Genomic DNA, 12,531 nt, shown 5'->3' with positions numbered 1-12,531 from the left:
GGCGACCCTAGAATCGGGGTTACTAAACGGTAGTTAACTCTCTGGGGAGTACGCCTTGGCGGGAAACAAGGACTTCGACCTGTACCGGCCGTCCGAGGAGCACGATGAGCTCCGCAAGGTCGTGCGCTCGCTCGCCGAGGCGAAGATCGCGCCGTTCGCCGCCGCGGTGGACGAGGAGGGGCGCTTCCCCCAGGAGGCGCGGGACGCGCTGACCGCCGCCGACCTGCACGCCGTGCACGTGCCGGAGGAGTTCGGCGGCGCGGGCGCCGACGCCCTGGCCACCGTGATCGTGATCGAGGAGGTCGCCCGTGTGTGCGCCTCGTCCTCGCTGATCCCCGCCGTCAACAAGCTCGGCTCGCTGCCCGTGGTCCTCTCCGGCTCCGAGGAGCTGAAGAAGAAGTACCTGGGCCCGCTCGCCAAGGGCGACGCGATGTTCTCGTACTGCCTGTCCGAGCCGGACGCCGGCTCCGACGCGGCCGGCATGAAGACCCGCGCCGTGCGCGACGGCGACTACTGGGTCCTCAACGGCGTCAAGCGCTGGATCACCAACGCCGGCGTCAGCGACTTCTACACGGTCATGGCCGTCACCGACCCGGAGAAGCGCAGCAAGGGCATCTCCGCGTTCGTCGTGGAGAAGTCGGACGAGGGCGTCTCCTTCGGCGCGCCGGAGAAGAAGCTCGGCATCAAGGGCTCGCCCACCCGCGAGGTCTACCTCGACAACGTGCGCATCCCCGCCGACCGCATGATCGGCGCCGAGGGCACCGGCTTCGCCACGGCGATGAAGACCCTCGACCACACCCGCATCACCATCGCCGCCCAGGCCCTCGGCATCGCCCAGGGCGCCCTGGACTACGCCAAGGGCTACGTCCAGGAGCGCAAGCAGTTCGGCAAGCCGATCGGCGACTTCCAGGGCATCCAGTTCATGCTGGCCGACATGGCCATGAAGATCTCCGCGGCCCGCGCCCTGACCTACCAGGCCGCCGCCGCCTCGGAGCGCGTCGACGCCGACCTCACCTACCAGGGCGCCGCCGCCAAGTGCTTCGCGTCCGACGTGGCCATGGAGGTCACCACCGACGCCGTCCAGCTCCTCGGCGGCTACGGCTACACCCGTGACTACCCGGTCGAGCGCATGATGCGCGACGCCAAGATCACGCAGATTTATGAAGGCACGAATCAGGTCCAGCGGATCGTCATGGCGAGGAACCTGCCGCAGTAGGGTTTTCGCAGTTCAGCGGCCATTTTCGATGGCTCGCGGGCAGTGATCGGCTTCCGGTCCGTTCGGGTCCGTTTCGGGCTGATCATGGGCGTCATGCTGGGGAAATCCTGGGCTGATGCTGGGCGGGAAACCGCCCCTCACCTGCACAAACACAACGACCCCCGGCTCTGCGCCGGGGGTCGTTCGCATGGGCTCTGTCAGGCGACTTCCGCCTGTCCTTCGGTGGGGTCGTCCGCGCCGGGCGTCAGCATCGTTGCGATGGCCGCCCGTCCGCGCTGCTCGGCTCCCTCGAAGATGTAGTGGTAGTGCTCGCGCAGCACGTCCGTACTGCTGTGGCCCATCCAGTCGGCTACGTCGTTCTCGGGGACACCTGCGTACAGGAGCCGTGATCCGTAGTAGTGCCGCATGGAGTGCGGCTTGCAGTACGCCACCTCTCCCTTGGTCAGCGCCACGAGCCAGATCTGCCGGTAGAAGTACGAGGCGTACAGGTACCCGGTGCGGGTCACGTTCGGGAACAGCAGACGCTCTGGCCCCCATACGCCGTGGTTCTTGATGTGCCTGCGCAGCTCGAACGCCACGTTGGGCGGCAGCGGCACCACCCGGCCGGGCTCCTCCTCGTCACGGGCCTTGATGTGCCGCCGCTGTAGCGCACTGTTCTTGCCGGACTCGGTCTCCCCGTCCTCCGCAATCTGGAAGTCGACGCGCAGCACCTCGGCCTTGAAGTCGATCTGATCCCGAGAGACGGCCATGGCTTCCCCGAGCCGGAGCCCGCACCCGGCCATCAGCCACAGCATTGCTCGGTACCGAGCCGGAGCGCCGTCGAGCATGGCCAGCACTTCCCGCGTGGTGAGGCGCCGGGCCTTGCTCTTGTGCTCGCGGATCTCCTTGGCGCGACTTCCGGCGTGCTTGATCTTCTTGCACGGATTGCGCCCGATGATCTCGTTGACGACGGCCCAGTCCATCATTCCGGAGAAGAACGAGAACCGCTGACGGCGAGTCCGCGCGGACAGCTTGCGATCCTGCTCCATCCACAAGAGCCACTGCTCAATGTCCGCAACCTTCAGGGACACGATGGAGCGGGCCTTGAAGAATGGTTCGAGCGTCGTCTTCTGGATCGAGCGGTACTGCTTCTTGGTGCTGTTCTCCAGCTTCCGTTGATTCGTCCACTGCTCCCAGACGGCAGTCACGGGCTGCTTGCCCAACCGGTCGTCCAGGTAGGTCCCCGCGTCTAGTTCTTGCTCCTTCCGCTTCCGGTGATCGTCGGCGCGCTTCTTGGTCTCGAACGACTTCTGCCGCTGCTTGCCGTCCGGGTCGTACCAGAAGGTTGTCCACTTCTTCGGGTCGTCCTTGGAGCGCGCTACCCATGCCTTTGCCACTGGCGATAGTCCCTGCCGTGATCGGGGGCCACGTCGGCCCCACCTGCGGTCAGTCTTGGCGTGTCCACCCATGGTTGTCAACTGATGGTGGACCACTGTCTGTGGTACGTTTTTGCCATGGCAGATGAGAACGGGTTCGAGATCACGCAGCACCAAGGCGCGTGGGACATCCGTATGTGGTGGCCGAGCGGGCCGGTGACAGGTGGCCCGCAGCGCATCACCATCGAGCAGGCGGAGAACGCCCCCGCCCGCGACGTGGCGCGCGGAATTTCCACGACCGTCCTCCGCAGGCTCGATCTCGCGGAAGCAGTCCGCGCGATGCAGGAGCGTGCTCCGAGCCTCGAAGAGGGGGCGCGGAAGATCGGCCAGGCGATTGAGGAAACGGGCAAGGGAGCTGGGCAGTTGCTCGCGAGCCAGGGGGTCTCGGCTCCTTACCTGGTTGTGCTCTCAACTGTGTACGTCCAGATGGCGAACATGGGCGCGACCCGCCCCGTCGATTGGCTGGCGCAGCTGATCGAGCGTCGGCCGGAAACCGTGCGGGATCACCTCAAGAAGGCCCGCAGAGACGGGTACTTGAGCTCCCTTGCTGGGAAGGCCGGCGGGGAGTTGACCGACAAGGCCAGGGCCATGCTCGACTCCATGCCGGAGGCGGGAGAGGCTGAGTAGCCCCATTCCTCCGCGCCCAAATGACCACGCCCCCGAGGCCATCGGGGGTTTTCTTTTTCTCGGAGGAATTTTTGACCAAGCTGATGACCGTTGGCGATGTTGCTGACTACCTGAGCGTCCCGAAGTCGTGGGTGTACGACAACTGGAAGAGGCAGACGATCCCATTCCGGAAGGTCGGCCAGTCTCTCCGATGCCGCCCGGCGGATCTAGAGAAGTGGTTCGACCGGCAGAACTGAACAGCATGACAGACAGCGCCCCCGAGGCAACCGGGGGCCTTTTTATTTCCTGAGGGGCCTGTGTGAGCGTTTCCCGCGATGACTACGAGAACGAGTTCATCCCACCGACCGACGAGAAGCGTCGGGGCAAGTTGGAGCGGAAGGCGGACACGCTTCTAGAGGCGGCCGGAGACGAAAAGTGCGACGACTGGCCGGGGTCGTGGACCCAGCGGCCGGAAATGGAGTTCGAGCGGATAGCGGCGGCGCACACCGGAATGGTTCCTTTGGCAGTGACATCGCTGTGCGCTTCGCTACCCGACTTCGCCCCGGAGACACCGCGTCATGCGGTGGAAAGCATGATGCGGGAGCGCCCGGGGCTGGAGGCGGCGGAACCCGTCGTGCAACTCCTCGATGCGGTAGACGATTCGGCGGTGTTCGGTTCCGGTTTCGCGATGGAGTGTCGGAACTTCCCGCCCGAGACGTGCCGATGGGGTACCTGCCAGGAGCCGTTGTACGCCTCGGAGGCGGCCCGAGGCAGGGGCAACCCTCGCAAGTACTGCAACCCCCACAAGAGGGCAGCCAAGAGCCACACGCAACGGCTCAGGCGCAAGGGAATATACGTCGGCGTTCACCGAAACATGTCCTACCGGCCGGACGGCGAGAAGCCAGCCGTAGCGGCCTGGCTGAAGACTCCGCAGATCGGCGGCAAGAGCACCGACCAGTACCAGCAGTCCCGGGATGTATGGGAGACGCTAAACGTCCCTCAGGCTCTGTGAAGCATTTATTCAGAGTCTGTGGAGAGGCGTTCTCTCTGGGGCCATGCACACTCGGCGGTGTGCCTCTGGCACGGCCTAGCGGCCGGGCAGTTCCTAAGTCGTCATGAGGCTCTGCGGATACCTCCCTGTGAGGGGCACAACGGAGAGAAAACACTGACCTCCCTTACTTCCTGCTGATCACGTTCACAGTGGGGGGCAAGGGGGGCAGTGTTTCTCTTACGTTGTCCTCTTGTGAGGTAGAGGGCCGCTCTCAAGGCGGCCCAGTCTGACTCTACTTCCTAGCTTGATTAGATCTTGAGGAGGTGTCGCCCATGAGCGACGCAGTACAGATTTCCGAGACTCCGGAGAACCCGGCCACTCTCGATGCGGCCGAGGCTTTCGAGGCCCCGCCGGCCGAACCTGAACCCGCCAGTGCTCCCGACCCTGCCGAGGCGATTCGGGCCGAGATCCAGCGGGAGTATGCGGGGCGGCTGGCCCAGGCCGAACTGAGGGCCGAGGCCGCCAAGGCCGGTGTGGATTTTCCCGACGGGTTCATTGACCTTCTCGACCTTTCCAAGCTCCTCGGGGAGGACGGCGAGCCCGACGCAGAGGCTATCGCGCTGGCACTCAAGCCCTTTCAGGCCGAGCCGGAGCCGAAGTTCCCGCAAATCATGGGGATGGGCCACTACAGCGGCATCGGCGCGCGTAGTTCCGTCTCCCTCGACGCTCGTAACCGCTAACCAGGAGTATCCGCATGACTTTTGCCTACCAGAACCCTGCCTCTCACACCTTCGTCCCGGAGATCTGGAATGCCGAGCTGCTGACCCAGTTTGACCCGCTGCTGGTCTGGGCTTCCCCGATCGTCTCCAACAACAAGTATGAGGGCGACATTCGGAAGAAGGGCGATGTTGTCCACATCAACAGTCTTCTTCGGCCCTCTGTTGGGGATTACCAGCTCCCGGACGGTATGACCTCCCAGCGGCCGGAGACCGTTGATCAGAAGCTCCCGATCACTGAGGCGAAGTACCTTCAGGTGCTTGTGGAGGACGCCGAGCGCATCCAGCTCGCCAGCGGCCTCAACTCCCCGATCAATCAGCAGATGATCCGCTCCCTTGCCCGTGAGGCCGACACCTTCATGGGGGACATCATCGCCAAGGGCGCCACCGCCCTGCCGAGTGTCAAGGTGACGGCGCAGAACGCCCCTCAGGCGCTCTACGGCGCGGTCCTGGACATGATGCTGGCCCTGGACGACAACGACATCCCGGCAGGTCGTTACGCGGTCGTCTCGCCCCGCGTGAAGCGGTACCTGATCGAGCATCCGGCCGTTGCCAATGCTGCGGCGTACGGCGAAGGCGGTGTGACCGCGAATGGCGTCGTCGCCAAGCTGGCCGGGTTCACCATCCTGAGTACTACGGCCATGCCCAAGGGCGTGGACATCGTGGCCGGGCACAAGGAGTTCGCCACGTACGCGAGCCAGTTCACGGGCTTCCGTGAGGGCCAGTCGGAGAAGTACCGCGCCGACTACATCGACACCCTTCACCTGTACGGCGGCAAGATCGTGCGGTACCCGGAGCTGGACACCAAGAAGGCCGACAACACCTTCGACGAGAGTAAGCCGACTAAGGGCATTTTCCGCGCGGCTGTGGAATGGGCCACCGCGGCCTAACTCCGGATTGTTTCGGGCCCCCGCCAATGGAGTGGGGGCCCGTTTTCATTCGCTCTCCGTTTTCCTGAGCCCGCGCTGGCCATCGACGGAAAGGGCATGACTCGCGACTCTAGGTGTCATTTCCGTGTTTCCGTGACACCAGAGGCGGCACTTTTTACTTTGCCGGAGCGAGGAAGGCTCTAACTCGGGGTTCGTGGCGTGAAGTTTTACCCGTCACACAGCGGCCTGACGTGATCCATGCGTCAGAATCTAGATTACGGGACCAATTCCCGAGAATTTGATACCCGTACACGGTCAGAGGAAGGCACCCCCGGTGGGTCCTATTTCCTATCCAATTCACATTACCCCCGTGTCACATTCATGAGAGTAATGATCTAGAAATCTTTCCGTGATCATTTCGTGATACGGGGAGGGCAGAGTTGATCTCGCACCGCAGTGACGAATGCGGACGGCCGTTAGAGCAGCGCTCCGGCCACTCACTGAGACTTCACCTGCCCAGCCCGAATCAAAGGATTGCCGCGCCATGCGTAAGACCGTTCTCATGCCCGTTGAAAAGGTTCTGTGCGACGCCCACATAGCACGTGACGGTTCTGAGGTAGAAGCAACAGACACCCTGACACTGGGGCGCCATTCCTGGGACCTCTGCTTGGAACACAACGTCATCTTTGGCCGCTACCTCTGCGATGCGCTCGGCGCTCCGTCTGAGGGGGAGACGGCTGAGCCTGAGCCGGTGAGTGTCCCGGTTACTGAGCCTGCCCCGGCGCCCGTGGCTGAGCCGTCGCCTGTCGTGGCGGAGTGCGATGAACCAGATGTGAGCGAGGAAGCGAGCGAGCCTGAGCCTGTGCGATCCGTGATGATCGCGGGTGAGGTACCGGGGTACGACTGGGACACGGCCCGTGAGGCTGTGCGGAACCTGGGCTACGAAGTGGTGGGCCGCGCTGATGAGTCCACCGTGTTGCTGATCCTGGGTGAGGGGGGCGACCGCAACGCAACCAAGCTGCGGGATGCTGCCGAGCGTGGCATCCCGTGCATGGACGTGCGCGAACCGGGCCGCTTCAAGTCGGCGGTTCGGGCCGGTGAGTTGTCCGGTGGCGACCCGCTTCCCGAGCCTGCCAAGGTGGACCGGTCGGGCATGAGCGACCGGGAGCGTAACAAGGTCATCCGGGCATGGGCCCGTGAGAACGGGTGGCCGAAGCTGCCTGCCCAGGGGCGAGTCCCGATGAACGTCCGGCACGCGTACGAGCTGGCGCACAGGGAGCCTGTGCAGGGAAAAGCGGCAGCGGCCTGAGTGCCGCGCCCACGGTGACGGCCGCACTCGGCGGCCGTCACCCCCGGCCCCACGACCTGAGTGTGTGGAAGAGCGCCAAGGGCTACGGGGCCGAGTCCAAACCGTCCAAGGGCGACTGCACCCCCGGTTCCTGGGTCACCTGGACCACGCCCAAGGGCAAGCGCCGTACAGGCGTCGTGAGCAGTGACCCGCTGTCGGTCGCCACCGTGAGGCGACATGTCCCGATGAACAGGGTGCCGCGCTGTACCGCCGTGATTGTTCCGGCGGACGGGGGAGACGTGCTCCCCCTGCTGCGGAAGACAGCCAAGGAACCGCACTTTCAGACCAAGGACGGGGGCCGGTGGCGGCCCGTCGTCTCCCTCCGCAACCGAGCCAACTCCCAGGAAGCAAAGGCAGCATGAGCACCCCTGTCTTCTACGGTCCGATCGGCCGCGCCGTCCGCAAGATCGCCCCGTTCGCGGAAACCGATCCGCTCGGTATCTACGTCGCCGTTCTGTCGATGTGGTCGGCCGCCATCGGCGGCACGGTCAAGGTATCCTCCCGTGGCTCCGCACGGCCCCTCTTGCTGTGGTCTGCGCTGGTGGCCGGAACGGGCAGGGGGAAGGGAACCGCGCTGCGGGCCGCGCTTCACGTCTTGGACAAGCCCCTGGGCCGGTTCCTCACCACTCACACCACTTCCGGCATCACGTCCGGTGCCAGCCTGGTCAACCACCTGTGGGAGCAGCAGGAAGCAACGGCGGAGACCGAACACGGCCGGGACGTGCGGGCCCTGGCGGTTGAAGAGGAATGGACCGAGGTTTTGAAGCGGGTCAAGCGTGACCCGTCATTCACCACCAAGCTCCGCGCTGCCTGGGACGGGACGACGCTGCGGAATATCACCAAGGAAGAGGCTCAGGAAGTCCGAGACCCGGCCATGGTGCTCCACTCCCACATCACGCCGTCGGACTGGGCCAAGTACGTGGGCGAGTCGGACGCGGCCGGAGGCTCGTACAACCGCATCCTGCCCTTCCTCCTCGGGTCGGTCCCGATGCTGGACGATGACCGCGTGAGCCTGCCGAAGGTGGACAGCTCCGAACTGTCCGACGCCTACGGATGGGCCACCGCCTGCCCCCGCGTGATCACCCTCTCCGAGGACGCTCGGCCCCTGTGGCGGATAGTAAGGCGCTATGCCCGCATCCTGGGCGAGACGCTGCCGGAAGCACAGGCCGTGCTCATCGAACGGACCGCAGAGCAGACGCTCAGGGTCGCGGCCTGCCTGGCCGCCGCCGAGTGCTCCGAGATCATCACGGAAGACATGCTGTCGGCCGCGTTCTCCCTCGTGCGGCGCTCCGTTCAGGACGCGGTCCGGATCAGCAAGGGGGCCGACATTCCGAAGGTGAAGCGGCAGCCGCTCAGCCTCGCGGACAAGGTCCGGGCCCGGATCGAGATGCACGGTGGACGGGCCATCTCCTCACAGATCCTCCCCTACGTCGGGGCCACGGCCGAAGAGGTCAAGGCACTGCCCGGAATCGTCGTCACCGTGGAACGGTCGGGGAGGACCGGTCGGCCGGCCACCGTTTTCACGATCCGCGGTGACCGTTCCGACCTCGCACCGGAACCGGTCTCCCATTCTCGGGAGCCCATGCCGGCCGCCCCGGAACGGGAGGTGAACCGCGCTACGGTCGTCCAGCTCGACGCCTACCGCCCGGCACCCAAGGAGGCCACGGCCCCCGCCCCGGCGCCGGAACTGGTGAAGCGGTCCGCCGTTCCGGTTCCTGCTCTGGCTGACAACCCGTTCCGCGCTCTGCTCTGAGCGCTCGAATCAACAGAACGCCCCCGCCATTCGGCGGGGGCGTTCCTTCGTTCGGGACTCATACGAGGCTGATTCCGGCCTGGGCCTTGATGGTGTCCACGGCCTCTTCAGTGAGCCAGCGAAGCGGGACGACGGTCCACTTGTCGCCCTTGCGCATGACCACGGCGTTACCGTCCCTGGTGCGTCCGACGTGGATGAAGCCGTGATCACGCCGGAGGTCTTTCGCCAGGTTCTCGCCGTGGATCACGGGCGCTACTTCCCTTCGCGGTCCTCGTCGTCCGCCATGCTGCTGTGCACATCACCGTTCTGAGAGACACGGGTGTCAGGATCGGTCGCCTGATCATGGTTGGCGTGCGGGTCCCAGTCGTCTTCGTTCTTCTTACCCATTCTTGCGATGCTCCCGTCCGTCGAACGTGATTGCGGTAGGGCATACCTTTGGTTGCTCAGCGGTTCAGGTCCCGGGACTCTTCCAGCCGCCGCAACGCAGCGTTGAGCGTCGGCCGGTAGCCCGGACACGACCGGTCAGCGGGCAGTGCCCACACTTCCCAGCACGACATGCAGCGCATCACCCCGGAGTGCTCCGGATCGGGTTCCGCGCTACCGCCGCACCGTGGGCACTGCTGCATGACGACTCCTTACGCGGCCACGTCGAACTCTCCCAGCTTGGCACCGCTGAGGAAGTCGCTCCACTCGATGGCCGTGAACTCCACCGTGTGACCGGTGGCGGAGTTGCGGACCGCCACCTTGCCGGGGACGTTGGTCGCCACCTCGACACAGCGCGGGTCGTTGTTGTTGTACTTGCACGCGTTGGACGTGCGGAACTCGAACTCGGGGACTGCGCTCACGTGCTTATCCCTTCGTCGTACATGCGGGGATGCGGTCCCCGCGCCGTCGTGCAACCCGCCCTGGCCGCTCAACCTGTTCAGGGATCCCGCGGTCGGGGCAAGGGCCTCTGCTCGGCGCGTACCACCATCGCGAAGGAGGTGCGTATGCGCCGAAAGCCGGAGTGGCCGGACCGGCCCGTGTGGCTCATGCACTCCACGTCGACGGTTGCTGAGTCGTCAGCAGGAGTCGCCTTCCACTTGCAGTGGAGGCACTCGGCCTCGAAGGTCACGTCCGTATCGGGGTGCTCAGTGATCCGGTGCACCACGTACCGCATGACCGCCTTAATGCTCACAGTCCGCTCCTACGACTCCATCTGTTGGCCTCGGCGACCCTGGCGCGCAGTTCCTCACCGGGACGGCCGGCCGTAGGGTCGTAGTCAGGGCACTTGGGGCTACCGCACTCGCACTTCGGCCAGCGCAACCCGGATCCCGGCACCAGGTCGGCACCCTCCGGCCCCGGATCAACTTTTTGCACCAGGAGCACACCGGTAGCGCCCAGAGCCCCGGAGAGACGGGACAGGAACCGCCGGGTCTCCCCGCTGTCCATGTGGTCAGTTGCCCTGTCGTCGCACGCCTTGCCGTCGCTCACCATGGCTCGCCCTCTCCGGTGACTTCGCCGTGAGAGGGACAGTAGGAAAGTGGGCAGCCTGGCAGGGCCGATGTTGCACGACGTTGTACGTCTTCACGCCCCGATAGCGTCGAGGGCCCTTCTGATCAGGGCTTTGGCTTGTGAGCCGTACGCAGCGGCTCGTCCCAACTGAACGAACGCGCTGAGGTACGCGCCGACCTCGGCTCGGTTCGTCACCCGGACCATGGCCGTCAGGGTCTCTACCTGAACTTCCCGATCATCGAATGCGTAGAAGGACTCAAGGGGCCATACCGGGCGGCGCGACATGTGGGGGATGATCCCGAAAGCCAGGTTGGGGCGTCCGATGACGGACAGGAAGTGTTCCAGTTGCTCCGCATGCTGCGGGCGGTCGGTCATCGGCATGTACAGGGCCGACTCTTCGATGAGAACAGATACTTGATTGCTCCGGAGAGTGGCGTCCGAGCGTTCCAGTCGCGCCTGCACGGCGTCCTCAACGTCGTCGGGAAGGCTCCTGAAGCGACGGATCGTACGGAGGATGCCCCGGGCGTACGCTTCCGTCTGAAGCATGCCGGGGAGGACTCCGCAGCTGTACACGCGGAAGGAACGTGTCTCCTGGTAGATGCCGTTGCGCTGAGCCTTGCTGAGGCCGCCCTTCAGGTACTGGGTCCACTGGACGTACAGGGTCTTGGCCGTGCGTGTGGTATCGATCAGCGCTTCGGCTTCTTCGGGCCTTCCGCATGCCGTGCACCATGCGCGGATGTCGGCGGGCTTCGGGATCGTCTTCCGGTTGATGATCCGGTGGGTCTTGGAGCGGTCCCAGCCGCAGAGAGCGGCCAGCCGGGCCCCCGATAGATCGGCGTCTTCCATCATGCGGGTGAGCCGGTCGGCAACTGCCTTATGGGCCTCTTCAGCCGTCGACAGAGGTGAGGTCATGGACTGGCCGCTGTTCTGTTAGACGTTGTACTTGTCGTGCGGGACAGCTCGCTCCCAAACTGCCTCGAACATGTCAGCACATCGCGCTGCCACGGCCGCGTCTTCCGTGAAGTCGGTGTGCATCCAACGGCCGTCACCGTCAAAGACGTTGAACTGGACTAGCTTGCCGTCGAAAAGCCAGAAGTCGTTCCCCGGCAGCAGCAGGTCCGATGCCTGCCTACGGGGCAGCCATCGGACTTCCTCCCCGCAAGCGACGTTGCCGTAGGTGACGTAGTGCTCCCACTTGATGTAGTCCGAGACAGGCTCACCGACCACCCGCGCCCGGCGCACCGCCACACCTCGGGCGGTCACGTCCTGGATGAGGCCGTGCCAGTCATCGCGCCACCACGACGAACGGTCGTCCCAGTTCTTCCGCTCCCCTGCCAGCCAGGCGTCGAAGGCAGGGTGTTCCCCGGGGACGGCGTATGCGTCGCGGGTCTCAAGGTGCACTGCTGAGCGCTCACACTGCCGAAGCAGATTGGCGAACTCAGCCAGACTCTGCGACACGGATAGCCTCCTTGAGAAGCGGGATCATCCTCGGTTCCAGGACGATCAGCGTCTCATCCTCGGCTCGCGGCGAGTCAGCCACCGTCCGAGCCTGAACGTCGTCCCCCGCTCGCCGCCCCTGCACGAGTAGCCGCCGGTCGTCATCCACCCAAACCGCCGGGCACCCGTTCACGTCGGACTCGGGGTCTTTGCCGATGAAGGTGTAACCCATGGTGCGCCCTCCTACTACGAGTGTTGCGCTGCGTTGCAGTCTGTTACACGACCCTCGTCCTTGGGAGTGGCCGGGTCAAGAGGCCAGTGGTCGAGCCTGGGTGCGCAACGCGGGACGTCGACGTCACCGCAGTCTCCTGACCAGGGAACTAACCCTCGTGATCATGGGGAAATCCTGGGGGAGGCCCCTTGTAAGGGGGTGTTCTTGCAGGTCAGAGCCGTATGACCGGTAAAGCACGCAGATCTACGAGGGCACGAACCAGGTCCAGCGCATCGTCATGGCGCGCAACCTGCCGTAGCAGGCGGCTCGCCGACACGGCCCCCGGTGCTCCTGCGACGCTGTTGGCGAATTCGGGGGCTGGTCCTACTTCGCCCCGCCGAGCGTGAGCTCGGCG

General features: G+C 65.0%; 17 protein-coding genes. 9 read left to right on the top strand and 8 right to left on the bottom strand.

The annotated features are described in order from the left end of the window. Positions 1-55: 55 nt before the first annotated feature. Positions 56-1,216 carry an acyl-CoA dehydrogenase family protein gene (locus tag IE305_RS25470; protein WP_190132091.1) on the top strand — a complete coding sequence of 387 codons (1,161 nt, stop codon included), beginning with the start codon at positions 56-58 and terminating at the stop codon, positions 1,214-1,216. Positions 1,217-1,413: 197 nt separating this feature from the next. Here the strand turns inward: IE305_RS25470 and IE305_RS25465 are convergent, their stop codons facing one another. Then, entirely contained in the window at positions 1,414-2,592 is a 1,179-nt protein-coding gene (locus IE305_RS25465) for a tyrosine-type recombinase/integrase (RefSeq protein WP_190132090.1), read from the bottom strand. Positions 2,593-2,709: 117 nt separating this feature from the next. On the opposite strand from IE305_RS25465, the gene IE305_RS25460 reads away from it, so the two are divergent. The 8 genes from IE305_RS25460 to IE305_RS25425 all read left to right on the top strand — a co-directional run bounded on the left by IE305_RS25460 (position 2,710) and on the right by IE305_RS25425 (position 8,974). Further along, positions 2,710-3,258 (top strand): hypothetical protein, encoded by a 549-nt coding sequence (locus tag IE305_RS25460; protein WP_180990181.1) that lies wholly within the window; start codon positions 2,710-2,712, stop codon positions 3,256-3,258. 20 nt (positions 3,259-3,278) lie between these two features. Continuing rightward, entirely contained in the window at positions 3,279-3,494 is a 216-nt protein-coding gene (locus tag IE305_RS25455) for a helix-turn-helix domain-containing protein (protein ID WP_308440274.1), read from the top strand. Between the two features lie 62 nt (positions 3,495-3,556). Further along, the gene (locus IE305_RS25450) at positions 3,557-4,249 is read left to right on the top strand and encodes a hypothetical protein (RefSeq protein ID WP_190132089.1); all 693 of its coding nucleotides are present in this window, start codon (positions 3,557-3,559) and stop codon (positions 4,247-4,249) included. Between the two features lie 311 nt (positions 4,250-4,560). After that, complete coding sequence (locus IE305_RS25445) at positions 4,561-4,968, top strand: hypothetical protein (protein WP_190132088.1); 408 nt, start codon at positions 4,561-4,563, stop codon at positions 4,966-4,968. 14 nt (positions 4,969-4,982) lie between these two features. Further along, the gene (locus IE305_RS25440; protein WP_190132087.1) at positions 4,983-5,894 is read left to right on the top strand and encodes a phage major capsid protein; all 912 of its coding nucleotides are present in this window, start codon (positions 4,983-4,985) and stop codon (positions 5,892-5,894) included. A gap of 523 nt (positions 5,895-6,417) precedes the next feature. After that, positions 6,418-7,182: an Lsr2 family DNA-binding protein gene (locus IE305_RS25435; RefSeq protein WP_190132086.1), complete on the top strand. Its 765-nt coding sequence runs from the start codon at positions 6,418-6,420 to the stop codon at positions 7,180-7,182. A gap of 14 nt (positions 7,183-7,196) precedes the next feature. Continuing rightward, positions 7,197-7,583, top strand: a complete 387-nt coding sequence (locus IE305_RS25430) for a hypothetical protein (protein ID WP_190132223.1) — start codon at positions 7,197-7,199, stop codon at positions 7,581-7,583. After that, positions 7,580-8,974 carry a DUF3987 domain-containing protein gene (locus tag IE305_RS25425; RefSeq protein WP_190132085.1) on the top strand — a complete coding sequence of 465 codons (1,395 nt, stop codon included), beginning with the start codon at positions 7,580-7,582 and terminating at the stop codon, positions 8,972-8,974. The genes IE305_RS25430 and IE305_RS25425 overlap by 4 nt, the downstream gene beginning before the upstream one ends. 58 nt (positions 8,975-9,032) lie before the next feature. On the opposite strand, the gene IE305_RS25420 is transcribed toward IE305_RS25425, so the two are convergent. The 7 genes from IE305_RS25420 to IE305_RS25400 form a co-directional block, all read right to left on the bottom strand. Further along, positions 9,033-9,221 (bottom strand): hypothetical protein, encoded by a 189-nt coding sequence (locus tag IE305_RS25420; protein ID WP_190132084.1) that lies wholly within the window; start codon positions 9,219-9,221, stop codon positions 9,033-9,035. Positions 9,222-9,226: 5 nt separating this feature from the next. Beyond that, entirely contained in the window at positions 9,227-9,361 is a 135-nt protein-coding gene (locus IE305_RS33565; protein ID WP_268255949.1) for a hypothetical protein, read from the bottom strand. A gap of 248 nt (positions 9,362-9,609) precedes the next feature. Further along, a complete protein-coding gene (locus IE305_RS25415) occupies positions 9,610-9,819 on the bottom strand; it encodes a DUF397 domain-containing protein (RefSeq protein WP_190132083.1) in 210 nt (69 codons plus the stop codon). Between the two features lie 77 nt (positions 9,820-9,896). Beyond that, entirely contained in the window at positions 9,897-10,133 is a 237-nt protein-coding gene (locus IE305_RS33900) for a DUF7848 domain-containing protein (RefSeq protein ID WP_444546175.1), read from the bottom strand. Between the two features lie 407 nt (positions 10,134-10,540). Further along, a complete protein-coding gene (locus tag IE305_RS25410) occupies positions 10,541-11,380 on the bottom strand; it encodes a DUF5753 domain-containing protein (RefSeq protein ID WP_190132082.1) in 840 nt (279 codons plus the stop codon). 18 nt (positions 11,381-11,398) lie between these two features. Further along, entirely contained in the window at positions 11,399-11,926 is a 528-nt protein-coding gene (locus IE305_RS25405; RefSeq protein WP_185945622.1) for a DUF6879 family protein, read from the bottom strand. Then, on the bottom strand, positions 11,907-12,137 hold the full coding sequence (locus IE305_RS25400) for a hypothetical protein (RefSeq protein ID WP_190132081.1): 231 nt from the start codon (positions 12,135-12,137) through the stop codon (positions 11,907-11,909). Before IE305_RS25400 ends, IE305_RS25405 begins: the two co-directional genes overlap by 20 nt. Positions 12,138-12,531: the final 394 nt, after the last annotated feature.

It is taken from the genome of Streptomyces mashuensis (assembly GCF_014654785.1).
Lineage (GTDB): Bacteria > Actinomycetota > Actinomycetes > Streptomycetales > Streptomycetaceae > Streptomyces > Streptomyces mashuensis.
Note: the sequence above shows the minus strand (reverse complement) of the source record. Positions and strands in the feature narration are given on the sequence as shown.